The sequence below is a fragment of the Belliella calami genome (assembly GCF_022549695.1).
Classification (GTDB): domain Bacteria; phylum Bacteroidota; class Bacteroidia; order Cytophagales; family Cyclobacteriaceae; genus Belliella; species Belliella calami.
Genome location: NZ_JAKZGS010000001.1, coordinates 23,255 through 48,322, shown reverse-complemented (window position 1 = coordinate 48,322; position 25,068 = coordinate 23,255). Strand labels below are relative to the sequence as shown.

Here is a 25,068-nt window from a genome sequence, read left to right as displayed (position 1 = left end):
AGAGATGTTGAAAAATAACAAATTCTGAAACATTCATTTATTGAAGTAAAAAAATGCCTGCCTACAAACTGTAGGCAGGTTCAATATTTAGTGCTTTTCATAAACCATCTCGGGCTCCATTACTTCTACAGTACCTTTGTCATTAATTTCTTTCAAAGTTACAGTCTTTAGCTCATTGATCAAGATTGGATCATATTTGGCGGAGACACGAATGTAGTTTTCAGTAAATCCATGCATTTTCCCGTCTTCTACATCATCTTCAAAGAGTACTGTGAAAGTTTTTCCTAGATTTTCTTGGTAGAAATTCCTTCTTTTTTTCTCAGAAAGTATCCTCAGCATTTTGGATCTTTCATTTCTGATTTTCATAGGAACTACACCTTCCATTTCTGTAGCTCGGGTATTGGCACGTTCGGAATATGTAAAGACATGAAGGTACGAAATGTCTAGATTGTTCAGGAAATTGTAAGTCTCCAAAAACAATTCGTCTGTCTCTCCCGGAAATCCAACTATAACATCCACGCCTATGCAGCAATGTGGCATGAGACTTTTTATTTTGCTTACTCTGTCTTCATAAAGTTCACGAAGATATCTTCTGCCCATTTTTCTCAGGATTTGGTTACTTCCTGATTGGAGTGGAATATGGAAATGAGGAACAAATCTTTGCGACGTAGATACAAAATCGATTGTTTCATTTGTCAATAGATTTGGTTCTATAGAAGATATTCTAATTCGGTCTATTCCTTCAATCTCGTCAATAGCTTTGACCAAATCGATGAACCTTTCTTCTCTTTTTCCTTCCTGAATTCCAAAATCACCAATATTCACTCCCGTGAGCACTACTTCTTTTACATCTGTTGCGGCAATTTCTCTTGCTGACTTCAGGATATTTTCGGTACTATCACTTCTGCTTTTTCCTCGTGCCAGTGGGATTGTGCAAAAAGCACAGCCATAATTACATCCATCTTGAACTTTCAAGAATGTTCTAGTTCTATCGTGTATAGAGAAGGCATTGTTGAAAACAGTAGCGTCTTGGATTTCTGAAGCAAGGACTTTTGTTTCATGTTCTTTGGCAAAGCCATCCAACAATTCTATCAATCTAAATTTTTCTGCTGCTCCCAAGACAGCATCAACACCTTTGATTTCAGCAATCTCTTTTGGTTTAAGTTGTGCGTAGCATCCTATGATCGTTACATACGAATTGGGAGAGATTTTTTTAGCTTCTTTGACGATCTTTTTACATTTCTTATCAGCATTTTCGGTGACAGAGCAGGTATTGATAATGAAAATGTCCGGAGTTTCATCAAACTCCACCTTTTGATACCCCTTATTCTCAAACATTCTACTGATTGTAGAAGTCTCCGAGTAATTTAATTTACAGCCTAAAGTATAAAATGCTACTTTTTTCACGATGATCTTTGAATTTGTGAGTGCAAAGTTAATTATTTAACTCAGGTTTTCAATTATCTAATAATTAACCTCAAAATCAATAAAAATTGGTGTGGTTTATTAAATTCCGCCCTGTTTTTTTGAAAAAACTGTATTTATTTCAAAAAAATGGTTTAAAAACAGGCTATTTGCTTTTAAATTGATATAATTTTCTATTTTTGTAAGCATTAAATCAAACCACTTATTGTAGAAATGGCAACTTTAAGACAGAGAGCGCTTTTATTGGCGCAAAGCAGACCTAGCGTTACGGCAACTCCACCTTCGCTAAAGATTTCAGATTATTATGGAGTAAATGTTTTTGGAACGAAACAAATGAAAGAAACTTTGGCACCTACTGTTTACAAGAAGGTAGTCGAAGCAATTGAAAAAGGTTCCAAAATTGATCCACTTACTGCTGAGGAGGTTTCTTCAGCTATCAAAACTTGGGCTTTAGGCAAAGGTGTAACCCACTATACTCACTGGTTTCAGCCATTGACCGGCTCTACGGCAGAGAAGCATGATGCTTTTTTCGATGCACATGCAGGTATTGAGAAATTCAAAGGGTCGGCATTGGTACAACAAGAGCCAGATGCATCTTCTTTCCCTAATGGTGGTATCCGTTCGACTTTTGAGGCAAGAGGTTATACTGCTTGGGATCCTTCTTCACCGATTTTCATTTTTGGTAATACATTATGTATTCCAACTATTTTCGTTGCATATACAGGAGAAGCCCTAGATTACAAAACTCCCCTTTTGAAATCTATCGAAGCTATCAATGAAGCCTCTGTGGCAATCTGTCAATTGTTTGATAGAAATGTAAGAAAAATCACACCTTCTTTGGGTGTTGAGCAAGAGTATTTTGTGATTGACAAAGCGCTCTTTTCAACAAGACCTGACTTGGTAATGGCTGGTAGATCTGTATTTGGTCACAACCCTGCAAGAGGTCAGCAATTGGAAGACCATTATTTTGGTACTATTCCTACAAGAGTAAAAGAGTTTATGATGGATTTCGAAATTGAAGCCTTGAAATTAGGTATCCCAGTTTCGACTCGTCACAATGAAGTAGCTCCAGGTCAATTTGAAGTAGCTCCTCTTTTTGAAGAAATCAACAAAGCCGTAGATCACAATCAGCTATTGATGGATGTGATGGACAAAGTAGCTGAAAGACATGATTTGAAAGTGTTGTTCCACGAGAAGCCATTTGCTGGTGTAAACGGATCTGGTAAGCACAACAACTGGTCTTTGATCACAGATACTGGAGTTAACTTATTCCAACCAAGCAATTCAGCAAGGGAAAACCTTCAGTTTTTGACTTTCTTGGTAGCTACTGTCAAAGCTGTATATGATTATGCAGATTTGTTGAGAGCTAGTATTGCTTCTGCTGGAAATGACTATAGATTGGGAGCCAATGAAGCACCACCTGCGATTATTTCTGTATTCTTGGGATCTACGCTTAGCGGTGTTCTTGATGAGCTTGAGAAAAACGGTAACATCAAGATAGAGAAAGGTGACAATATGTATATGAAATTGGGTATTTCTAAAATTCCTGAAATCATATTGGACAATACTGATAGAAATAGAACTTCTCCGTTTGCATTTACTGGAAACAAATTTGAATTTAGAGCAGTAGGTTCGCAGGCAAATTCTGCTGGACCAATGACTGTATTGAACGTGATCGTAGCAGAGACTTTGAAGCAACTTGCCAAAGATATCGACAAGGAAATGTCTTCAGGTAAAGAGAAGAAAATCGCTATCGTCAATGTTTTGAGAAAGTATATCAAGGATAGTAAGAAAGTAAGATTTGAAGGTGATGGCTACTCAGAAGAGTGGGAGAAAGAAGCTGAAAAAAGAGGTCTTTCTAATCTTAAGAGTACTCCTTTTGCTTTGGATACTTATTTGGACAAGAAGTCTATTGAGGTATTCTCAAAGCACAATGTGCTTTCTAATGTAGAGCTTCATGCAAGACACGAAATCATGCTTGAAAATTACATTAAGAAAGTTCAGATCGAGTCAAGGGTAATGGGTGACCTTGCTTTGAACCATATCATTCCTACTGCAATCCTTTATCAAAACAAATTGATAGAGAATGCTAATGGATTGCAAGGTTTAGGTTTGGACAATACTGCTGCGATTGAGACAATCAAGGATGTAAGTCGTCATTTGGAAGCACTTAAATCTAGTGTGAATCAAATGATAGAGGCGAGAAAGAAACTCAATAAAGAAGATGATATTATCAAAAGAGCAAAAGGCTACAGTACTAATGTGAAAGAAGCTTACTTCGATCAAATCAGATATGCAGTAGACAAATTGGAACTTTTGGTAGATGATGAGTCATGGCCTCTAGTGAAATATAGAGAAATGTTGTTCATCAAATAAGAATGTAACTACTACTTAGATTACTTTAGAAAAAGAAGACTGTGAAAGCAGTCTTCTTTTTTTGTTGAAGAAAACTTTGAGTTTAAGGATTAGTGGATTAGTTGAATAGTGATTAGTTGAATTAGTTATTAGTGGATCAGTGGATAGTGGATTTGTTGAATAGGGATCAGTGAAAAGTTGATCAGTGAAAAGTATTTTTAAGTCGTGACTTAATTAACTAATCACACAATTAACACAATTAACTTATCTCCCAGTAGAGTTGAATTAGTGATTAGTGGATTAGTTGAATAGTGATTAGTGGATTAGTGAATAGTAGATTTGTGATCAGTGAAAAGTTGACCAGTGAATAGTGTTTTCAAGTCGGTACTTATTATACTAACCCCTCAATTAACTAATCCCCCAATTGACTCAATTAACTAATCACCTAATTAACTTAGTCACCTTATCACCCAGAAGAGTTGAATTAGTGATCACTTGAATAGTAATTAGTATTAGATTTGCTTAGATTTTGAGAAGCTTAAAAACGATGACAAACAAGAAGATTTCAATTAAGGATATTGCCAAAGCGCTTGGGATTTCGATCACGACAGTTTCTTTTATTATCAATGGCAAGTCCAAGGAGAAGAGGATCAGTGAGTCTATGACTAAATTGGTGGAGGATTATGTTGCCAAAGTGGGTTATAGGCCAAATCATTTGGCTCAAAGCTTAAGGTCTGGTAAATCTAAAGTGATTGTTTTCATGGTGGAAGATATATCGAATTCGTTTTTTTCCAACATTGCCAGGTTGATAGAAGAAAAGGCGTATAGAAATGGTTATAAAATAATCTATTGCAGCACCGAAAACGACACAGAAAAGGCTATAGAACTGATAACAACATTCAAAAATAGAAATGTAGATGGTTTTATAATCACACCAACTTTAGGATTGGAGTCTGAAATCAAAAGCCTTATTTCAGAAAACTTTGGTGTAATTCTATTTGATAGATGGATTCCATCCTTGGAATGTAGCCACGTAATTGTAGAAAATGAAAAGAGTTGTTATGATGGTACAGAACATTTGATATTGAATGGCTGTAAGAGAATAGCTTTTGTCACAGTAGAATCGAACCAAACCCAAATGAAAGATAGATTGTCAGGGTATCAGAAAGCAATTGTGGTACATGGTTATAGACCTTTGGTCTTTGAAGAGCCTTTTCATACCCCATCCGAAGCATTTGTGGGTGATCAGATTATGGATTTTCTACACATGCACAAGGATATTGATGCAGTGTTTTTTGCTACTAACTACTTGGCATTTGAAGGGTTACAGGCATTTAGGAAAATGGGAAAACAAATTCCTGAAGATTACCAAGTTTTGTCATTCGACGATCATTTTTTCTTTGGGTTGTATCAGCCAAGTATTTCTGCAATTGCACAGCCCATCGAATTGATCGCAGAGCGTTTGATGGAAGGGATTCTGCATCAACTTTCTGATTTGGAAGCAATCCAAAATAACAAAGTCGTGTTGCCTAATAAGTTTATTCAGAGAAAATCCACTTTTAGGATTGAATAATATCTTCAAAGATTTTTTCATTTACCACTGCTACACCACCCAATAGTCCAACTTCACGGCCTAATTTGTATAATGTGATTTCTGTGTTTTCTCTAGACTTAGCCATACTATAAATGTTCAATGCTTGTTGGATAGGGGTGGTGAGATAGTGTTTAGCTTCAGCTACTATTCCTCCTAGGATGATTAATTTTGGATTTAGCAATTGGATCAAAATTGAAATTCCCCTTCCAAGATCAAGTCCTACTTGACTCAAAATCGTAATTGCTCTTTGGTCACCATCTAAAGCTGCATTCACTACTAATTCCGGAGTGATTTCACTGTCTTTTGCCATTCTTGCCATGATGGATTCCATGTCAGTCAGCACAGCTTCTTTGGCTTTTCGAACGATAGCTGTTCCTGAAGCGATTGAATCCAAGCATCCTTTTTTGCCGCATGTGCAAGTGATATCGGAAGAATCAAAGATAGGGGAGTGGCTAAACTCACCCGCAAAACCTGAGGCTCCTTGGTATATTTTTCCATCAATCATAATACCGAGTCCGATACCCCAACCTATAAATATCCCCAAAACATTTTTGTAGTCTTCGTTGTGGCCAAACTTGAATTCAGCAAGCGTCATCGCCCTTGCATCATTTTCCAAAAACACTTTCTTTCCTAGCCTTTGTTCAAAATTTGCAACCAAATCCAATTTGCCAAAATTGAGATATGTATGGTTGATTCCGTGAATTGAATCAATCATTCCAGGCATTGATATTCCAACAGCAATGATCTTTTCATCCTTTAAATTGGACTCTCTGATGACATCCTCTAAAAATGTACAGATTCTTTCAAATGTCACAATTTCATTGTTGAGTTTGATCTTGAGAGATTTTGGCTCAGTTACAGCTTTGTTATTGCTTCCATATATAGCTGCTGTAACATTGAATTTGTTGATATCTACAGATATTATATAGAAAGAATCGTCCGAAAGCCTGTAAAGGTCAGGCTTTCTTCCACCTTGGGATTGCGCTCTTCCATCTTTGATCACTTCTCCAGATTTAATCAAGTCTGTCAACAAGGAATTGACTGTGGGCAAACTGATTCCAACTTCATTACAAATTTCACCAGCAGTATTGTTCCCCTTCGAATAGAGGTTTTTTATCAGCTTTATTTTATTGATATAATTTTTTATTTCTACAACTCCTTCTTTAGATTCTAAGGATTTTCTTGGATTGATTAAATTCATAGATTTCATATTATCCGATAAAGGTAAAAAAATCAATGAAAGGTTTTTAACTTATACTATAAAATTACAAATCGCAATGATTAATTGATTAATAATTTTTATTGAAGTCAAAGAAATTCAATTGTTATTCAAAAAAAATGGTTTTTAATATGAGCATCCGCAATGTTACACGTTGGCTCAGACGAGGTTTTTTGTTTTGCTGATTCTTATCAACCGGACAACTGTCGACAGGCAACAGAACCTCAAATCATTTAGCAGACATTCTATTGATTGGCTACGTGCAAGTAAGCGGATACACATATTATTCAATACACTAATGAAATGTTTTAAAACCAGGTTCATAGATGATTCGAATAAATGAACTCATGCTCTTGTCAGCTCCACTGACAGGAATCCCGGTTACAATGCCTACCATTAGATTTTCTGCTAAGCCTACCCGCATTTGGGGACGTAAAACACCAATGAATTCATTTTGGTGAAGTTCTTTGTTAAATTCCAAACCTATAAAATTCCGCGTGCCAGGAATCATATAGTGGAAATTGGTGTGTATTTCATATGCGAATTTAGCGCTATGATTGAATTCCTTGACAAACCTAGGGCCTGTATAGATCAATGTATGGTAATTACTTCCCCATCTTTTGGCAGCAACAAAAAAAGGATTGAATACATTGCCATTGAAAATCTCACCTCTTCCCATTTTGTTGAGATCTACAAACTCAAATTCATGAATGTATCCAACTGCTAAAGATGTTCTTGCTTTTTCAGACACCAAAAAAGACCATTGTGTAGCTAATTTGAGTGATTCTATCCGATTGGAAGGTCTTTCTAAATTTTGAGACAAATCTCCTCTCGTAGAAAATATAGTAACAGGAAGCTCCACTTCAAAACCAAGTCTGTCGATCGGTGCCCACTCATATTCTACCAAAAGCTCGTACTCATCAAAGCCTCTTTTGTCTGTCATTCCAGCTCCCACATTCCATTCCTTTTCACCTTTCCTTGCTCCAAGATCTCTAATTAAATCGATGTAAAGTGGCTCTGCATGTAGTACTTTTGCTTTTTGCGTAGCTTTGGTTTCTTCAAATTCTGCAAGGAAAATACTGTCTAATTCAACTCTTTCTTGTTTTGCACTTTCTGCCTCTGATACTTGTGAATAGGCAATTTTGGTGATGCAAAGTAAAAGGCATAGCATTATGCCTTTTGAAATATTTTTCATGATTTGAAATTTAATCTGATATATAAATAGTATTATTTGCTTTTTTTCAAAAGCATTTTTTTCTTTTTCAGACTTTAGCCTGAAAAAGTGTTGAAAAAGTAACTTAAACTTCTGGAGGAGGAGAATTGACTTCATAAGTCATTCCCAGTGTTTTGAAGTATTGGTTGTTCACCCAGTCATCGCTAACGATTGTTGAATGCACATTGTGCACAAATTGAAACTGTGAAAATGCCAATTTAATATCAGGAATTTTTCTTTTTTCATTTGGGACTTCAGTATCAGGAATAATCTCGTCATCCATTTCAAAAATATATTCAACTATAATTTCTGCCAAAGTATCTATTGGGTCTGAATAGTATGACTCTGCAGAAAGGGAGTTTGTCCCAAAATAAAAATTTGCTGTTAAATTGATAAAATTTATAATCAAAAGGTAATTCACCCATTTGATCAGTAGATTTTTATGCAACTTTCTAAACATAGCACAAATATAAGTTTTTTATGTATACCATTATGTATGAATGTAAATCAATGTAGGTAAATCGCCGTCAATCTAGAAAGGATATAATATGGGATCACAACTAACCTTGTTGTGGTTTATAAATCGATAGGAAAATAGTAATCTCCCCAAGTTGGGAAAAATTGAACTCAACTTGAATTGAGATGGCATGTTGTTTTTCATAATCAATATTGCTAATGTTCTGAATATAAGGGTTATGTTTCTCTGTTTCTTGTTCTGATTTTGCAAGTATGGAAATTGATATATTAAGATCGGTACAAAATTCTATTTATGAATAATAAAAATATTTCAATTGCAATTGGTTTAGTTTTGGTCTTAGGGATTGGGTTGTATTGGTACTTCAATCAGAGGAGGACAGATTTTACTGATGAGCTCCGTATAAGCTTATCAGGAGATGAAAGCGGGACACTGGCTCAATCAAAATCTTTCAAAGAAATCCAAGATTTTTATTTGGACAGAGATTATCTTGAAATATGGTTTTTTAACGGCAAGCTTTCAAAATCAGGAGAAGAAATGATCTCCCAGATCGTAGATTCCAAATTTGATGGCTTACAGCCTGATGATTATAATCTGCCTCAATTATATGAGGTATCTTCAAACTCCATTGAAGAAGAACTAAAGTTTAATAACCTATCTAAAGATCAAAAAGTAAAAATTGAACTTTTGATTACCGATGGTTTTTTCAAACTAGCCAATGACCTCGCAAATGGTAAAGTAGATCCTTCTACCTTGGATCCCAACTGGAAATTTGATTTGGAAAAAAAAGAAATGGATTTCTCATCCTTTTTGGATCAAATAGCAAGTGGAAAAGCTGTTGAAGAGGTTTTTTTAGACATTTATCCAGAATTGGATATGTATAAAAATGGGAGGGAAGCCTTGAAAGGTCTTTATGAAATTCAAAAGAATGACACACTTGCTTGGAGTTTTGAAAATGTGAAAGGAGCTGTAAAAGTTGGGGAAAATCACAATGCCATTCCTGTGCTGAGGCAAAGATTGATGTTTTGGGGTTTTGTCAGCGATTATGATTTTGAAGAACCTACATACTTCGATTCTACGATGTACAAGGGGCTAAAGGAATACCAAAATTCGAATGGTATGAATCCAGACGGTGTGATTGGAGCTAGAGTAGCTGAATTTTTAAACAATTCTCCACAGAATCTGATAGATATTGCTTCCATCAATATGGAAAGATTGAGATGGATGCCAAAAATGGAATGGGACCAAGAGATGGTTTTGGTCAATATTGCTAATTACCAATTAGATTATTTGAAAAAATCAGACACTGTCTTTACTGCTAAAGTAATAGTGGGAAAGGAATACAATGAATCACCGACATTTACAGCTCCGATGAGTTACATTGTTTTCAGTCCATATTGGAACATTCCTGAATCGATTACCAACGAAGAAATAATACCTTCTATTCAAAAAAATAAAAATTATTTGACAGACAAAAAGATGGAAGTAATCACTGGGGCCGGAGAAACAGTAAAAGTGAACTCAATAAATTGGAACAAAGATACTGAGAACTTTCCATATAGGATTAGACAAAAGCCTGGGGGAGACAACTCTTTGGGCTTGGTAAAATTCATGTTTCCAAATGAATACAATATATACATTCATGATACTCCTGCAAGAAGCCTATTTGATTTGGAGTCGCGTGCGTTGAGTCATGGGTGCATTAGAATCCAAAATCCAGATCAATTTGCCAAGATACTATTGGATGACAAATCTTGGGATGATGAAAAAATCAAAGAGGCCATGGATCAAGACGAGGAAATGGTAGTTGACCTTGATAGAAAAATACCAGTAGTCCTGATTTACATGACATTTTGGGCAAATGAAGATGGTAAATCCAACTTTAGATCAGATGTATATGATAGGGATTCGGCACTTTTGAGTTCGCTCAGAAATACAAACAAAAATTATACATCAAGCCTGAATTAAACTAGACTTATTCAAATATTGAGGGTCATTGGCGAATATGAACAACAATGACCCATCTTTGATCAGGTTGATTGCTTGTGTAGATAGCTCTGTTGGAAGCGCGGGACATCCGAGACTTCTACCCAATCGGCCTACAGAAGCAGCAAATTCTTCTCTGGCATAATCAGCTCCATGAATTACTATGGCACGGTTTCTTGCTTGGTCATTAAATCCAATTTCCAAACCATCTAGTCTCAGGGAATATCCGTGCTTTCCAGCATAAGTTTCGGCAGTTTTATAAAATCCTAAACTGCTTTTGAAGGATTCGGGTTGATTGGAGAATGCATTTGCAATCAATCCTCCGGAATTTCTTCCGTGGGAAACTACAGAATTTAAAAGAACTTCACCGGTTTCGGGGTTTATGATCCAAAGCCTCTTTTCAGTGGACGGCATGCTAAAATCAATAACAGTCAACAATTTTGATTTGAGCTCACCATTCAATTTGATCCAACCTTGTAGAGCCAAAGTAAGTACTTCTTCTGAAGGGACATTTTCATTTACACTGTATAATTGTTCGTAAATTTCAGAAATTCGACTGGTGTTCGATAAGCTTGAGGAGGAAGATTTATTGGATTCGGTGTAATTAGGATTTGGAAAAATCCCAATGAATAGGATGAAAGTAATGGTGAGGGTTTGTAAAAGCATAAGCAGAAAATTTTCTGTTTTTGATGTGATTCTAAGTTGGACTTAATTTAGATTTTTTACTAGATCTAATTCCGTATAAACTTCATTCACAACGGACTTTAAACCTTAATAGTATAATTTTTTTTTCAGGATTCAAATCAAATTATTGATTATTAGAGCTTTCCTGTCTATTGGTAACAGCCATGATGGGAGAATAATTCAATAAAATATAATTCAGGATGACAGGGAATGAGTTCAGTTGTTAAATTAAACAATTGAAATTATTGTAAAAATCGACATTTATTTCTTTGAATACTGGCTGTTTGCGCAGTTATTTTTGGCTTTTATCTGAAATACCCACCTAGCCTAAATTTGGATTTTGTATATTTGCAGTTCGATTCATCCCAATAAATGGAAAACAAAAAAAGCCTAACCAAGGCCATACTAAACGGAAATTGCCCAAGATGTAGAGAAGGTAGTATTTTTCCAACTTCAATATTAAGTTATAGAAAACTATCAGAGATCCATCAAAAATGCCCAGTTTGCAATGCAGTATTGACTCCTGAGCCAGATTTTTTCTATGGAGCAATGTATATAAGTTATGCGTTTTCGGTGGCGTTGGTAGTGAATGTTTTGATTATATTAAATTTTTTCTTCGATGATCCCGATGTTTGGGTTTATGTCGCTACTGTATTGACTGCAAATATAGTATTGATCCCAGTGATGTTGAGATATTCCAAAGTATTGTATTTGTATGCGGTAGGAAGGTTGTCTTACGATCCAAATTGGAGGAAAAATGTGACAAATTGATTTTTTTTAGTTTTTGTTTAAATTAGATTATTGAAAATAGAACCATTTTTTTCATAAAGTGGTTAACTCAAAGTCATAAAAATCAATAAATGTATGTATTTTAATAAATTATGATTGTTCAAATAAATGCTTTGTATTTGGAAGTAGTTTGTTAAAGACTGCAATTTTAAAGTTTTGTGTATTTATCTATTTTTAAAATAAAAGTAATAGGTTTTACAAATAGAATTTAAGGATCTTTTTGGGGTGATTTTGTTTTAAAGCGAAATTTAGAAAAATAAACACACTAAAATGATAGGGAATAGGATTTGAAAATTTCTAAAGTTTAAAGTATGAGAGGCATTGTAATGAATGTTATTATGGGGCTTACTGCTTTATCATTGTTTCTGATGGTGACTCAGTTTGGAAACCAGCCAATGAATGATATCATTGGTGAATGGAAAGAAGTATCTTGGGATTATGAAAAAGTTGATTTTTTGAATCAATCTGATTCTTTGACAATCGATGAGGTGATGGATCAAACAAAAGTCCAGCTTGGAGAGAACTTTGTGATCCATAAATCGGAAGTTTGGGAATTTATTGATGATAACACATTGAAAGTAGGTTTTGAAGATGGAAAAGAGGAGTTTGTAGATTGGAAATTGAAAAGCAAAGGCGATATTTTAAAGCTAACCCACAACGACAAAATATCAGAATATTATACCATCAAAGAGCTGAATAGAGATAGACTTGTTTTGCATTTCCATGTTGATTTGAATGCAAGGGGGATAGTAAAATTGACATTTGAAAAAATATAATTTATGTTAAGAAAACACAGTAGTTCAAGGACTTTGAAAGATAATCTTCAGTTAGGGTCTTTGACAGCTTTTTCAGCCGGAATGGTAAACGTCACTTCATTGATCATTTTTTTTGCATTCACATCCAATGTCACAGGCCATTACGCAATTCTGGCAGAAGAAATTGCCAAAGGAAATTGGAATCAGGTTTTGATGGTTTTCTTTTGGTTGTTTATGTTCTTTTATGGTAATTTTTTGGCAAATTTTTTAGTCATAAGTAGTAGTAGATCTAATTACATTGCACATGCTTTGCCATTGATACTTGAGACTATTTGTTTGTCATCAGTAGGGTTTTATGGCTTGTACTATTACCAAGAGACTTTATTCGAAACAGAAATTTTGATCGCGATCATGCTATTGGCTATGGGGTTGCAGAATGGGCTAACGGCTAGTATTTCTAATTCTGCCGTAAAGACTACCCACATGACTGGTCTGACAACTGATTTGGCAATTTTGGTTTCTATGTTTACCAAGAAAAAATTTAGGGAAAATAGAGAGTTAAGAAATAAAGCCAAACTGTTGTCCACTATAGCAGTTTCCTATATCTCAGGTGGGGTAATAGCAGGTCTGATCTACTTCGCTATGGGATTCAAAGTATTTTTTATGGTTTCGTTATTTTTGATATTCATTATTCTGTATGATTATATCAAATTCAGGTTCAACCTCCTGTTGCGAAAAAGAAGGCTTCAAGGATATGGGGGGAGCAAAAGACTTAAAATCAAAGAGATGTGGTTAGAAAGGATTAAGATCTGATTTGACCATTTCCTATCACGATCCATTTGTATGATGTCAATTCCTTTAGTGCCATAGGTCCACGTGCGTGCAGCTTTTGGGTGCTAATTCCAATCTCTGCACCCATACCAAATTGGTTTCCGTCTGTAAATGCAGTAGAAGCATTGACATAGACAGCTGCAGCATCCACAGTGTTCAAAAAAAGAGCGATATTTTCTTCTGAATTCGACAATATTGCTTCGCTATGCTTAGAGCTATATCTATCAATGTGTTCTATCGCTTCATCTAAGTTTGAGACTGTTTTGATAGACATTTTGAGGGAAAGAAACTCAGTGCCAAAATGACTTTCATTGGCAAGGTTAATCAATTCATGTTGATCGAGGATCTCAAAAGATTTCTCATCTGCAAAGATTTCGACATTCTTATCCAATAAATCTTCTACTATTTTATTTAAATCGGAAAGCCTGCTTTCATGGATTATCAAACAGTCAAGACTATTGCAGACACTAGGTCTTCTTGTTTTCGAATTTAAGATAATTGATTTTCCACTATCTAAATCTGCAGACTCGTCGAAATAAGTATGGACAATTCCGGCACCTGTCTCGATGACTGGAACTTTGGAGTTTTTTCGGACAAAATCAATCAGTTGTTGGCTCCCCCGTGGAATTATGATATCTACATAGCCTACGGCATTCAACAATTCATCTGTGGCACTACGGTCTGGAGGAAGCAATATAAATGCTTCCATTGGAATGTCATGGACCTTAAGTGCTTCTTGGATGATTTTCATGATTTCCTTATTTGAGAATTCTGCATCAGAACTACCTTTTAGAACCAGACCATTTCTTGATTTTAATGCAATGCAAAACACATCAAAAGTCACATTAGGCCTGGCTTCATAGATCACACCAATTACCCCAATAGGAACACTTACTTTCTTCAGAAGCAATCCATTTTCTAGAGTTTTTTCTTCTAGTATATCTCCTATGGGGCTATTAAGTCCTTTTATTTGACGTATTTCCGATGCAATAGCTTCAATTCTCTCTTTGGTCAGCATTAGCCGATCATATTTTGGATCTTTTGGATCCATTTTTTCTAAGTCTTGACGGTTTGCTTTTATAATCGAGTTTATATTCGATAAAGTCAATTTGGCGAGCGTTTCCAACACTTCAGATATCTGTTCTGAGCTGATTTGGGCTAGTTTTTTTGCTGACTTCTGGATTTCCGAAAATAGGATATTAGAATTATTCATGGTGAAAAAGATAAAGATAGTCGTAATGAATGATTGGTTTTTGGTTTTTCTGTCCGATTTTTTCCAATGCGGTTTTCGAAGGGTATTCAGCTCTTCCAAGGCCAATTCTATTTCCTTGCTCATCGGAAATCCTTAGGATATCGCCTTTCTTAAATTCCCCTTCAATAGTGATTACCCCTATAGGTAAGAGACTGCTAATCTTCTGATCAAAAAGGGCTGACTTTGCACCTTGGTTGATGATGACTTCTCCTTTGAAGTACTGATCTCCATGGGCAAGCCATTTTTTGGTACTTTGCTTTGCTTTTTTTGGTTCGAAATAAGTGAAATCCGTATCCTTGGCAAGGATATTTGTTAGGATGTTGTCTTGTTTTCCATTTGCAATAAATACCTGGATTCCCAGGTCTGCTGACTTTTTTGACATGTTTAGTTTAGTCAGCATGCCACCTCTTCCAAAAGATGACTTGGTAGCAGAAATATAAGAAGCAAGTTCTTCGGAATCTTGCGCTACTACTCTGATCAATTCGGAATCAGGATGATCTGGAGAACCTGTATAAATGCCATTGACATTGGTCAATAGCACCAATGTATCAGCGTCTACCATTGCTGCTGATAAGCTGGCCAATTCGTCATTGTCAGTAAACATCAGTTCGGTAATGGCAACGGTGTCATTCTCATTGATCACTGGGATGATTCCTTGGGAGAGTAAGCCTAATACGCAATTTTTCATGTTTAAAAAATGCTTCCTATCTCTAAAATCTTCTTTGGTTACCAAAATTTGAGCAACTTGAAGTTTTCGTTCTTCAAACAGACTTTTGTATTTATTGATCAATTCAATTTGACCAGTAGAGGCCCAGATCTGTTTTTTCAACACTGGATTCAGTTTTTCGGGCAAAGAAATTTCTTTTCTTCCGAAAGCTACTGCACCTGAACTTACCAGAATTACTTTGATTCCTTTTTTATGGAAATTGGAGATTTCCGAAACTAAGTGGTTCATTCTTTCCAAATCAGGTTTTCCTTCTTTGGTGGTCAACACATTAGATCCGATTTTGATGACACAGCAATTGATTGAATTCATAACAGAGATGTGAATTTGACGCAATTATAAGCTTATTGTTGAAAAATTACTAAGAAATGTGATGCTGTTTTGTTGGTTTGATCAAAACCAGTTTTTTCTTTTGAAATAAATGACCATTAAAATAGAAACAGTAATAAAAAATCCCCAGCTACTGATATATCCATACTTCCATCCTAGTTCAGGCATGTATTCAAAGTTCATTCCATATACACCAGCTATAAAAGTAAGGGGGATAAATATGGTGGCAATAATTGTAAGTGTTTTCATCACTTCATTTTGTTTGACACTGATATTTGTCATGAAAATCTCCACCAAAGTAGTGATAGATTCCCTTTGCATTTCTAGATTTTCTATAATTTCTACAGTATTTTCATAGATGTCATTTACGAATGGGGTTGTTTTTTTAGTAATAAAAGGACTGTCTGATTTTTTCCATGATGAAATGAGTTCACGTGTTGGCCAAATAGACCTTTTTATTTCCTGTAAAGTTTTTCTTTGCTTATAGATATCAGCAAGTTCGATTTTTTTGTTTTGGCTTACAATATCATCTTCAAGAATTTCGATTTGATTGCTGACCATTTCGAGAATGCTATAATATTGATCAATGATGGTATCGAGTAGGGTGTAGGCAAAGTAATCTGTTGCCAATTTTCTCATTTTTCCATTCGGATTTTCTAGTCGAATTCTGATAGGATCAAAAATATCATATTCATTTTCTTGAAATGTGATGACAATGTGCTTATTGAAAGCGATGCTGACTTGTTCTTTTTCCAAATGGTGAATGTCACTTTTTGTGTACAGCATTTTACTGACAATCAATATAAAATTGTCAAAGTCCTCAAGTTTCGGTCTTTGATCTAAATTATCAATGTCATCGAACGCTACTGGGTGTATGTCAAAGTGCTGACATATATCTTCAAAAATAGTTTTATCATGACTCTTGTGGACATTCAGCCAACATTTTTTGTCAGTTTGGATTTTTTGGTCAAGTTGGGAAAGAGAAGTAAGGTGGTGTTTCTCAAAATGATTCTCACCAAAAACATACAACTCCATACTTCTATTTTCCTCATTATCCAAAGATGAATTCATTTTAAAGGATGATCTTGAATTTGTCTGGTGTCAATGGTTTTTCTATAAATCCTTCAACACAAGAATATTGTTTTGCTTTTTGCCTATCTTGAAAATTGATGGAACTTGATAGCATGACTATTCTATCTTTCCTGCTTTGAAACACTTTTAAATATTCATTTAAGAAATCCCAACCATTCATCACTGGCATATTGATGTCCAACAAAATCAAGGTGTTCTCTTCAATATTTAGTTTTTCGATTCTTTCAAGCGCTTTTTCAGCTTCCAAAAACTCCTCTACTTGATCAGCAAGATCCATTTTTGATATCAATCGCTTATTGATCAAGTTGTTGATCGGATCGTCGTCAATTAAAATAATTGAGTAAAATGAGTGCATTAATTAATCTTGAGATAAAAGTGGACTTAATAGGGTAATTAACGGTGTAAATTACAATTATAATCTTATGATAAAAATAGAATCCTCGTATTTTTCGGTTTATGATATGTTTTTTCTTTACAATTCAGGTGAATTGTAAAGAAAAAAAGGGAGTCATCATGACTCCCTTTTTGAATATTATCATGAATGGTTGATTACATCATTCCACCCATTCCGCCACCACCCATTGGAGGCATAGCAGAACCTTCCTCTTTTACATCTGCAATCACACATTCTGTAGTCAATAGAAGTGCGGCGATTGAAGCTGCGTTTTCCAATGCTAAACGTGTAACTTTTGTAGGGTCTATTACACCTGCTTCGAATAGATCTTCATATACATCTGTTCTTGCATTGTAACCGTAGTTTCCAGAGTTTTCTTTGATTCTATTGATCACTACCGAACCTTCACCGCCAGCATTCTCAACAATCGTTCTCAATGGAGATTCGATAGCCTGTCTGATGATATTGATTCCAGTATCTTGATCTTCATTTTCTCCTCTCAAAGAATCCAAAGCAGCAGCAGCTCTTACGAGCGCTACACCACCACCTACGACAATACCTTCTTGTACTGCAGCTCTAGTTGCATGAAGTGCATCATCAACTCTGTCTTTCTTCTCTTTCATCTCTACTTCTGTAGCAGCTCCTATGTAAAGGATTGCAACACCACCAGAAAGCTTAGCTAATCTTTCCTGTAGCTTTTCTTTGTCGTAGTCAGAAGTTGTTTTTTCTATTTGGGATTTGATCTCTGCGATTCTCGCTTGGATTGCAGCTGGATCTCCAGAACCATTTACGATGGTGGTGTTATCCTTATCGATGTTGATTTTTTCTGCTGTACCTAGATAATCGATAGTAGCGTTTTCAAGTTTGTAACCTCTTTCTTCAGAAATTACTGTACCACCTGTAAGGATAGCGATGTCTTCCAACATTGCTTTTCTTCTATCACCAAAACCTGGTGCTTTAACAGCAGCTACTTTCAGAGCTCCTCTTATTTTGTTTACTACCAAGGTAGCCAATGCTTCTCCATCTACATCTTCGGCAATGATCAACAATGGTTTTCCTGTCTGGGCTACTGGCTCCAATACTGGGAGTAACTCTTTCATGGAAGAAATTTTCTTGTCATAGATCAAGATATATGGTCTTTCCAATTCAGCTTCCATTTTTTCAGTATTGGTAGTGAAGTATGGAGAAAGATAACCTCTGTCAAACTGCATACCTTCTACAGTTCTTACTTCAGTTTCAGTTCCTTTAGCTTCTTCAACAGTGATCACACCATCTTTACCAACTTTTTCCATCGCATCAGCAATCATTTTACCGATCTCTTCGTCATTGTTGGCAGATACTGTCGCTACTTGTTGAATTTCTTTTCCTGTAGAGATTGCCTTAGAACTTTCTCTCAAAGAACCAACAACAGCCAAAACAGCTTTATCGATACCTCTTTTCAAGTCCATTGGATTGGCACCTGCAGCTACGTTTTTGATACCAACATTGAAAATTGCTTGCGTTAGGACTGTTGCAGTAGTAGTTCCATCTCCAGCATTGTCGGCAGTTTTCGAAGCTACTTCTTTCACTAATTGTGCACCCATGTTTTCGATAGGCTCTGCCAATTCGATTTCTTTGGCTACTGATACACCATCTTTTGTAATGGTAGGAGCACCGAATTTTTTGTCGATGATTACATTTCTACCTTTTGGACCAAGTGTCACTTTTACAGCGTTTGCAAGAGCATCTACGCCTTTTTTCAGTTTGTCTCTTGCGTCGGTATTGAAAAATAATTCTTTTGACATTTTTTTTGAATTTTAAGTTTTTTGAATGTGTTAAAATAGATGATTATAAAATCGCAAAGATGTCAGCTTCTCTCATGATAAGAAAATCTTTGCCATCCACTGGGATTTCAGTGCCAGCATATTTGCCATACAATACAGTATCACCCACTTTGACAGTCAAGGGTTCATCTTTTTTGCCACTACCTACGGCTACAACTGTTCCTTTTTGAGGCTTTTCTTTAGCAGTATCTGGGATATAAAGTCCAGAAGCGGTTTTCTCTTCTGCTGCAGCTGGTTCTACCAGAACTCTGTCTGCAAGAGGTTTGATGTTCACGTTTGACATAATTATGATTTTTTATTAAAGTTAGTTCTATAATGATGCAATCCCTATTTCACTTTTTGTGCCAATTGGTGGAAGTTGTTCATTCCTGACATAAAGTCGGCATTCTTTTCATCTTTCCTGTCAGGGAAGTGATTTTCCACCATTCAATCTGTCAATTTTTCGTAAATATTGTTTTTTTGATGTCAGATATTTAGTAAATTTTCTGTGTATATGATTCATTCGAATTGATTATGAAAAATTTATCAGAAAACTGGATTACGGAAGGTTGGATTGATTTTGAATACAAAAAATACCTTCTATTGGCTTACCTCAAAGGTGTAAATACAAACTTCAAGGAAGTAAAGCTTTATCCGCCTTTAGCTGACTTGATTCATCATTATGGAAGGTTAAAATCGTTTGAGGAGGATAAAAATCAATTGAAAGCAGCTTTTCCAAAGCAATTGGAAGGGCCTGATATTGAAAGTCTGAAACTGAACTATCGTCCTGTCTTTATAGATGATGATATGATGAAGCAGCTTGATGAAATTGTACAGTATTCAATACCCCATTTCAAAAATTACATTGAACAAGGCAAGGATATTTATGATTTTCTGGAAAATGAAATGTTGATTGAGCCTATTGGTATTTCTCCGCTTTATCAGAAGGAAGGTTACATTATGCTTTCACAGGAAGACTCCAAAGAAATTTTGATTTATAAATATAAAGTGAGTTTGTTCCAGAATAGCATTGATAAGTTTAAAGGGATTATGCTTCAATTTATCAGAAATGTAAGGCTGTCCATTGTAAATACTTTTGAGCAAATGAAGTTGGGATTGGTAAAGGACTACCAAGAATTGCCTAACCCAGCTGCCTTTAGAATTCATTCAAGATACCGAATTCCAATTCAGGAAAGCTTGTTGCCAATTAGCAAAAGGTTACTTTTGAAAAATGTAGAATGAAGAAGGCATAAAAAAAGCCCAACTTTTGAAGTTGGGCTTTTTTTTTGTTAAAAATAATCTTTTAGTTTTCCTCATTACCTTCTTCAGTAGGAGTCACTTCTGCTGGAGCTTCTTCAGCAGGGGTAGAAGGTAGTATGCTTTCGTTGTTGTCGAAAGATGGAGTTATGATTTGTTTTTTTGCACTCTCGATATTCGGTGAAGTGAAGTTGTCTACACTAGATGAAGAATAGAATGCTGATGATACTAATGAAAGTACAAGTATTGCTAGAGCTAATACCCAAGTTGATTTTTCAAGGATGTTTCCTGTTTTGGTAACGCCCATGATCTGGGAAGCACCTCCGCCAAAAGCAGATCCAACTCCGCCTTTTGAGTTTTGAGAAAGTATCACCAAAACCAACAATACTGCTAATACGATTATAATGCTGATAATTATAGTAAACATATTTTTAATTTTTATTCTCTAGTTCTTTAATCAAGTCCGCAAAGTAAGTGCTTTTATTTGGAAATTTCACCATCAATTTTTGATAAATTTCCTTGGCTTTTTTATTTTTTCCTTGTTTGGCCAGTAGCTTGGCATAAGATTCAGATAAAAGATCAGGATTGAGTTTTGTACTGTTTTCCGAAAGATCACTTTGCTTCTGGAAATTTTCAATTTCTTTGAGCGTAGCTAATTTTATATCCTTCTTACTAAAAGACTTGATGATATCTATTTGCTCTTTCTTTTTGACGTCTAGTATTTCCTTTTTCTCCTTTTTTCTTATCGTTTCGATCAAATCATCCGGTCCACTTCGCTTTTTCCGTGGTTTAACGACTTCTTTCTCTTCAGCTGGCTTTAGGGAAGCTTTAGATTTTAAATCTTCATCCAGCTTTTTCAATATTTCCACCCTTTTTGAAGGATCTGTCTCTGGTAGTGGTCTGGGTACCAATTCGCTTTCAGATTCGTCTTCCAAAACTGCCGCATTGCCTAGTTTTTCTGGAGCATCTGTAGCCTTTGGCTTTGAAGATAGAAAAGTCAAGTTTGAGATTGCATCCGGATCTTCAATTAATATCTTAAGCCAAGCCCTATTGGGACTGTTTATAGCAGCGAATGCCAAAAAATCAGAAGGTGAACCTTTCGATTTTTGCAATTCATATTTTGCAAGCAAAATATTTGGGATTTGGAAATAAGGGAAGTTCTGGTGAAGCTTAAAGAGCTGATTGACTTGATCCTTACTTAGTTGATCACCTTGACTTACAATATTTAAAAATTGGTTAGCGTTCACTTCATTTGTGATTATGGATTTCGAATATAAGCATTTTTACCAATTTGCTACAGTAGCAGTGAAAATATCCTGAATGATATTTTCAAATATTTCTTCAATCAAAACACTTTCTACTTGCAAAAGGGAGGTTGTCCTTGGATTGTAATCACTGAAGAATGAAAAGCTCCTTTTCACGTTTTCTTCCTCATTTTTGGTATTTATGAATTCTACCTCAACGACAATAGTCAACCTTTCCTGACCTGCTCTGTCAGGTGCATTGGGGTCTGTACTGGTGACAGTGGCTTGAGGGGCGATATTGTATCTCGAAATAGCACCCGAAAGCTGTAAATCCCCATTTGACCTCACCAATTCCAATTGCGTATTCCTTTGGTAGAAATCTTTGAGAGATTCTGTGAATTGCTGTCCCATGTTCGCTGGACCACCACCCGAATCATTAAAGAAATTCTCTACTGAGAATGTCTTCGTGATTTCGTAGTTGATATTGGTGCCTGTAAAGCTATATTTGACCGAACAGGCATTGAAAACTAGCGCCAATCCCAATACGAAAACCAATGAACAAGCTTTCTTTTTATTCAATGTCATATTGTTTGATTTTTCTATATAACGTCCTTTCTGAGATTCCGAGGTCACTTGCGGCGTATTTTCTTTTATTATTGTGTTTTTTTAAGGCACGAATGATCATTTCCTTTTCTTTTCTTTCCAGAGAAAGTGAATTGTCATCTTCTTCGTGAATGATATCTTCTATGGATTCATCTTCATAATCATCCATATTGTTTTCATTTTTTTGTGAATCTATTACCAATGGCATATTGACTGAAGGTACATTGGAATTGGTTTCTTCAAATGAAACAGGTGAGTCTAAATCCTCGAAAAGATTCTGATGCTTATTGATGATCGATGAGTTCAGTCCACCTGATTGATAACTTTCCAAAACTAGCTTTTTCAACTCGTGCATGTCTTTCTTCATATCAAAGAGGACTTTGTAAAGTATGTCTCTCTCCGAAAAATCATTGCTACTATCTTTGCCAGAGCCACCTCCTGTGTAAGCGGCTGGCAATCTTGTCTGGCCGGTAGGTAAATATCTGCCTAAAGTGTTTGCATCTATTTCTCTTTCCTGTTCCAACAAGGAAATCTGCTCTGCTAGGTTTTTCAACTGTCGAATGTTCCCAGGGAATGGGAATTTCATCAGAAGTGTCTTTGCATCTTCGTCCAAAGACACAGGTTTGACCTTGTATTTTTCAGAAAAATCTGTGGTGAATTTTCTAAATAGCAAAACGATATCTTCCCCTCTTTCCCGAAGTGGTGGGACAAATATGGGGACTGTGTTTAACCTATAGTAAAGATCTTCCCTGAATTTACCCTTTTCTACAGCTTTGATTAAATTTACATTAGTGGCTGCAATGACACGAACATTTGTCTTTTGGACTTTGGACGAACCAACTTTGATGAATTCGCCATTTTCCAAGACTCTCAGCAGTCTAGCTTGAGTCCCAAGTGGCATTTCCCCTATTTCATCTAAGAAAATAGATCCGCCATCTGTCACTTCAAAATACCCTTTTCGAGCTTCATGAGCACCAGTAAATGAACCCTTTTCATGTCCAAACAACTCTGAATCAATCGTTCCCTCCGGAATAGCGCCGCAGTTGATGGCAATGAACTTCCCATGTTTCCGGACACTAAGTGAATGTATGATCTTGGAAAATGACTCTTTTCCACTACCACTTTCCCCTGTGATCAATACCGTCATTTCAGTTGGAGATGCTTGCATCGCTACTTGTATGGCATGATTAAGCAAAGGGCTATTCCCTATGATTCCAAATCTTTGCTTTACACTTTGAATTTCTGATGCTGTGATCATGGTGTGTTTTTTATATTAAGATATGACTTCACCAAATAGCGTAGCAGGTGTACAATCTATGATTTTCACCATGGCATAATCACCTTTCTTCAAATTTCCTTTTTCTATAATGACTACTTTGTTTGCAGAGTTTCTTCCTTTCAGCTGGTCTTCAGACCTTTTTGATTCTCCTTCTATAAGGATTTCTTGGATTTTTCCTACATCCAATTTGTTTCTCTCTTCTGATAATTTACTCTGCTTCTGAATAATATCGTTCAACCTCCTCTTTTTGGTCTCCAAAGGAATGTCATCTTCATATTTTTTCGCAGCTAGCGTTCCTGGTCTTTCTGAATAATAGAACATATATGAAAAATCATACTTCACAATGTCCATCAATGTCAGTGTATCTTGATGCTCTTCCTCTGTTTCTGTACAGAATCCGGTAATCATATCAGAAGAAATTCCACATTCCTCACCAAGAATCTCTCTTATTTTTGAGACTCTTTCCAAATACCACTCTCGATCATAAGTTCTGTTCATCATATCCAAAACCCTGGAGTTTCCACTTTGCACTGGCAAATGAATATATTTACAGATATTGTCGTACTTTTTCATGGTATAAAGCACTTCATCTGTAATGTCTTTGGGGTGGGAGGTTGAAAACCTTACTCTTAAGAGTGGACTAATCTTCGCTACCATTTCCAATAAATTCGCAAAGTTGATAACGGCACTTACAGCATCTTCTTTTTTGTTGAGTCGGGCTTTGTTGTTTTCTTCAGGTGACCATTTGTAGCTATCTACATTTTGGCCTAGTAAAGTCACTTCTTTGAACCCTCTGTCATACAATTCTTGGGCTTCTCTGACGATTGAATGTGGATCCCTGCTTCTTTCCCTTCCCCTGGTGAAAGGAACCACGCAGAATGAGCACATGTTGTCGCATCCTCGCATGATAGAAATGAATGCACTAACCCCATTTGAGTTTAGCCTTACGGGAGAAATATCTGCGTAAGTTTCTTCCCTTGAGAGAAATGTATTCACCCCCTTATTTCCATCTTCTGCCTCTGAAACCAAGTTTGGAAGATCTCGATATGCGTCTGGGCCTACTACTACATCAACCAATTTCTCTTCTTCCAACAATTTCTCTTTCAACCGCTCCGCCATGCATCCTAGCACTCCAATGGTCAATTCAGGTTTGTTTTTTTTGATATTGTTGAATTGTGAAAGTCGTTTTCTTACTGTCAGCTCTGCTTTTTCCCTTATTGAACATGTATTTAGGAAAATAACATCAGCTTGATGGAAATCAGAAGTCGTATCGAAACCATTGTCTTTCATGATCGATGCGACGATTTCGGAGTCGGAGAAATTCATCTGACATCCATAAGACTCTATATAAATTTTTTTGGTCTTCCCTGTGTTTTCATCTTCAGTTGTCTTATAATCACAAACTTGTGCTTCTTCTGAGGATATAATATCTATGTCTTTGATGATGTTTTCCATGTAATTGTCAATTTCAATCTGCAAAATTAACTAAATACCGACAAAATGACAGGTTTTTGGATGGATTTATTTGAAATAATGCTTAGGAGTTTTCTTGATTTGTTTTGGGTTGAGATAAACTTTGAAAGAAATTTTTGGTTTTACAAAACGGTCAAGCGCTCACTTATCAAATAATATTTAACTCTCTTCTGAATCATTATGATTGTGGCTTTATTTTTGCCCAATTTTATCATGTTAATGTTATATTTGAAACTTAATATTCACCTAACCTTCTTATAATCATCAAAAAGCTTCTTCGCAAATTTTTAAA

At 35.8% G+C, this 25,068-nt stretch carries 23 protein-coding genes; 7 read left to right on the top strand and 16 right to left on the bottom strand.

Annotated features, from left to right (window positions below; genetic code table 11):
- Positions 1-87: 87 nt before the first annotated feature.
- Positions 88-1,407, bottom strand: coding sequence for a tRNA (N(6)-L-threonylcarbamoyladenosine(37)-C(2))-methylthiotransferase MtaB (gene mtaB, locus MM236_RS00195; protein ID WP_241272902.1), 1,320 nt, complete (start codon positions 1,405-1,407; stop codon positions 88-90).
- 231 nt (positions 1,408-1,638) lie between these two features.
- Here mtaB and MM236_RS00190 point away from each other — a divergent pair, with 231 nt between their 5' ends.
- Together MM236_RS00190 and MM236_RS00185 are read left to right on the top strand one after the other, a co-directional pair.
- The gene (locus MM236_RS00190; RefSeq protein ID WP_241272901.1) at positions 1,639-3,801 is read left to right on the top strand and encodes a glutamine synthetase III family protein; all 2,163 of its coding nucleotides are present in this window, start codon (positions 1,639-1,641) and stop codon (positions 3,799-3,801) included.
- Between the two features lie 526 nt (positions 3,802-4,327).
- Positions 4,328-5,353, top strand: a complete 1,026-nt coding sequence (locus MM236_RS00185) for a LacI family DNA-binding transcriptional regulator (RefSeq protein ID WP_241272900.1) — start codon at positions 4,328-4,330, stop codon at positions 5,351-5,353.
- Here the strand turns inward: MM236_RS00185 and MM236_RS00180 are convergent.
- From MM236_RS00180 to MM236_RS00170, 3 genes are all read right to left on the bottom strand, one after another.
- Complete coding sequence (locus tag MM236_RS00180) at positions 5,340-6,575, bottom strand: ROK family protein (protein ID WP_241272899.1); 1,236 nt, start codon at positions 6,573-6,575, stop codon at positions 5,340-5,342. The genes MM236_RS00185 and MM236_RS00180 overlap by 14 nt on opposite strands.
- A 313-nt stretch (positions 6,576-6,888) precedes the next feature.
- Positions 6,889-7,788: an HAEPLYID family protein gene (locus MM236_RS00175; RefSeq protein ID WP_241272898.1), complete on the bottom strand. Its 900-nt coding sequence runs from the start codon at positions 7,786-7,788 to the stop codon at positions 6,889-6,891.
- A 103-nt stretch (positions 7,789-7,891) separates the two neighbouring features.
- The gene (locus tag MM236_RS00170) at positions 7,892-8,266 is read right to left on the bottom strand and encodes a hypothetical protein (protein WP_241272897.1); all 375 of its coding nucleotides are present in this window, start codon (positions 8,264-8,266) and stop codon (positions 7,892-7,894) included.
- A gap of 309 nt (positions 8,267-8,575) precedes the next feature.
- Between MM236_RS00170 and MM236_RS00165 the strand changes: the two genes are divergently transcribed.
- On the top strand, positions 8,576-10,249 hold the full coding sequence (locus MM236_RS00165; protein WP_241272896.1) for a L,D-transpeptidase family protein: 1,674 nt from the start codon (positions 8,576-8,578) through the stop codon (positions 10,247-10,249).
- Here the strand turns inward: MM236_RS00165 and MM236_RS00160 are convergent.
- Entirely contained in the window at positions 10,235-10,933 is a 699-nt protein-coding gene (locus MM236_RS00160; protein WP_241272895.1) for a murein L,D-transpeptidase catalytic domain family protein, read from the bottom strand. The genes MM236_RS00165 and MM236_RS00160 overlap by 15 nt on opposite strands.
- 390 nt (positions 10,934-11,323) lie before the next feature.
- Here MM236_RS00160 and MM236_RS00155 point away from each other — a divergent pair, with 390 nt between their 5' ends.
- The 3 genes from MM236_RS00155 to MM236_RS00145 all read left to right on the top strand — a co-directional run bounded on the left by MM236_RS00155 (position 11,324) and on the right by MM236_RS00145 (position 13,308).
- A complete protein-coding gene (locus MM236_RS00155) occupies positions 11,324-11,722 on the top strand; it encodes a DUF983 domain-containing protein (RefSeq protein ID WP_241272894.1) in 399 nt (132 codons plus the stop codon).
- Positions 11,723-12,051: 329 nt separating this feature from the next.
- A complete protein-coding gene (locus MM236_RS00150) occupies positions 12,052-12,516 on the top strand; it encodes a hypothetical protein (protein WP_241272893.1) in 465 nt (154 codons plus the stop codon).
- 3 nt (positions 12,517-12,519) lie between these two features.
- The gene (locus MM236_RS00145; RefSeq protein ID WP_241272892.1) at positions 12,520-13,308 is read left to right on the top strand and encodes a YoaK family protein; all 789 of its coding nucleotides are present in this window, start codon (positions 12,520-12,522) and stop codon (positions 13,306-13,308) included.
- Here MM236_RS00145 and MM236_RS00140 read toward each other — a convergent pair.
- The 6 genes from MM236_RS00140 to MM236_RS00115 all read right to left on the bottom strand — a co-directional run bounded on the left by MM236_RS00140 (position 13,298) and on the right by MM236_RS00115 (position 19,224).
- Complete coding sequence (locus MM236_RS00140; protein ID WP_241272891.1) at positions 13,298-14,539, bottom strand: glutamate-5-semialdehyde dehydrogenase; 1,242 nt, start codon at positions 14,537-14,539, stop codon at positions 13,298-13,300. The genes MM236_RS00145 and MM236_RS00140 overlap by 11 nt on opposite strands.
- A complete protein-coding gene (gene proB / locus MM236_RS00135) occupies positions 14,532-15,614 on the bottom strand; it encodes a glutamate 5-kinase (protein WP_241272890.1) in 1,083 nt (360 codons plus the stop codon). Before proB ends, MM236_RS00140 begins: the two co-directional genes overlap by 8 nt.
- 81 nt (positions 15,615-15,695) lie before the next feature.
- The gene (corA, locus tag MM236_RS00130) at positions 15,696-16,703 is read right to left on the bottom strand and encodes a magnesium/cobalt transporter CorA (RefSeq protein WP_241272889.1); all 1,008 of its coding nucleotides are present in this window, start codon (positions 16,701-16,703) and stop codon (positions 15,696-15,698) included.
- A 1-nt stretch (position 16,704) separates the two neighbouring features.
- Positions 16,705-17,079, bottom strand: coding sequence for a response regulator (locus MM236_RS00125; RefSeq protein ID WP_241272888.1), 375 nt, complete (start codon positions 17,077-17,079; stop codon positions 16,705-16,707).
- Between the two features lie 194 nt (positions 17,080-17,273).
- Positions 17,274-18,902, bottom strand: coding sequence for a chaperonin GroEL (gene groL / locus MM236_RS00120; protein WP_241272887.1), 1,629 nt, complete (start codon positions 18,900-18,902; stop codon positions 17,274-17,276).
- Between the two features lie 43 nt (positions 18,903-18,945).
- On the bottom strand, positions 18,946-19,224 hold the full coding sequence (locus MM236_RS00115; RefSeq protein WP_241272886.1) for a co-chaperone GroES: 279 nt from the start codon (positions 19,222-19,224) through the stop codon (positions 18,946-18,948).
- A gap of 230 nt (positions 19,225-19,454) precedes the next feature.
- On the opposite strand from MM236_RS00115, the gene MM236_RS00110 reads away from it, so the two are divergent.
- A complete protein-coding gene (locus MM236_RS00110) occupies positions 19,455-20,162 on the top strand; it encodes a hypothetical protein (RefSeq protein ID WP_241272885.1) in 708 nt (235 codons plus the stop codon).
- Positions 20,163-20,223: 61 nt separating this feature from the next.
- Here MM236_RS00110 and secG read toward each other — a convergent pair whose 3' ends face one another.
- Genes secG through miaB form a run of 5 tightly spaced genes read right to left on the bottom strand, consistent with a single transcriptional unit; the run spans position 20,224 to position 24,758 of the window.
- Entirely contained in the window at positions 20,224-20,604 is a 381-nt protein-coding gene (secG, locus tag MM236_RS00105; protein ID WP_241272884.1) for a preprotein translocase subunit SecG, read from the bottom strand.
- Positions 20,605-20,608: 4 nt separating this feature from the next.
- The gene (locus MM236_RS00100) at positions 20,609-21,424 is read right to left on the bottom strand and encodes a DUF8458 domain-containing protein (protein WP_241272883.1); all 816 of its coding nucleotides are present in this window, start codon (positions 21,422-21,424) and stop codon (positions 20,609-20,611) included.
- Between the two features lie 36 nt (positions 21,425-21,460).
- On the bottom strand, positions 21,461-22,006 hold the full coding sequence (locus MM236_RS00095; RefSeq protein ID WP_241272882.1) for an LptE family protein: 546 nt from the start codon (positions 22,004-22,006) through the stop codon (positions 21,461-21,463).
- Positions 21,993-23,282, bottom strand: a complete 1,290-nt coding sequence (locus tag MM236_RS00090; RefSeq protein ID WP_241272881.1) for a sigma-54 interaction domain-containing protein — start codon at positions 23,280-23,282, stop codon at positions 21,993-21,995. The genes MM236_RS00095 and MM236_RS00090 overlap by 14 nt, the downstream gene beginning before the upstream one ends.
- A 15-nt stretch (positions 23,283-23,297) precedes the next feature.
- Positions 23,298-24,758, bottom strand: a complete 1,461-nt coding sequence (miaB, locus tag MM236_RS00085; RefSeq protein WP_241272880.1) for a tRNA (N6-isopentenyl adenosine(37)-C2)-methylthiotransferase MiaB — start codon at positions 24,756-24,758, stop codon at positions 23,298-23,300.
- Between the last annotated feature and the right edge of the window lie 310 nt (positions 24,759-25,068).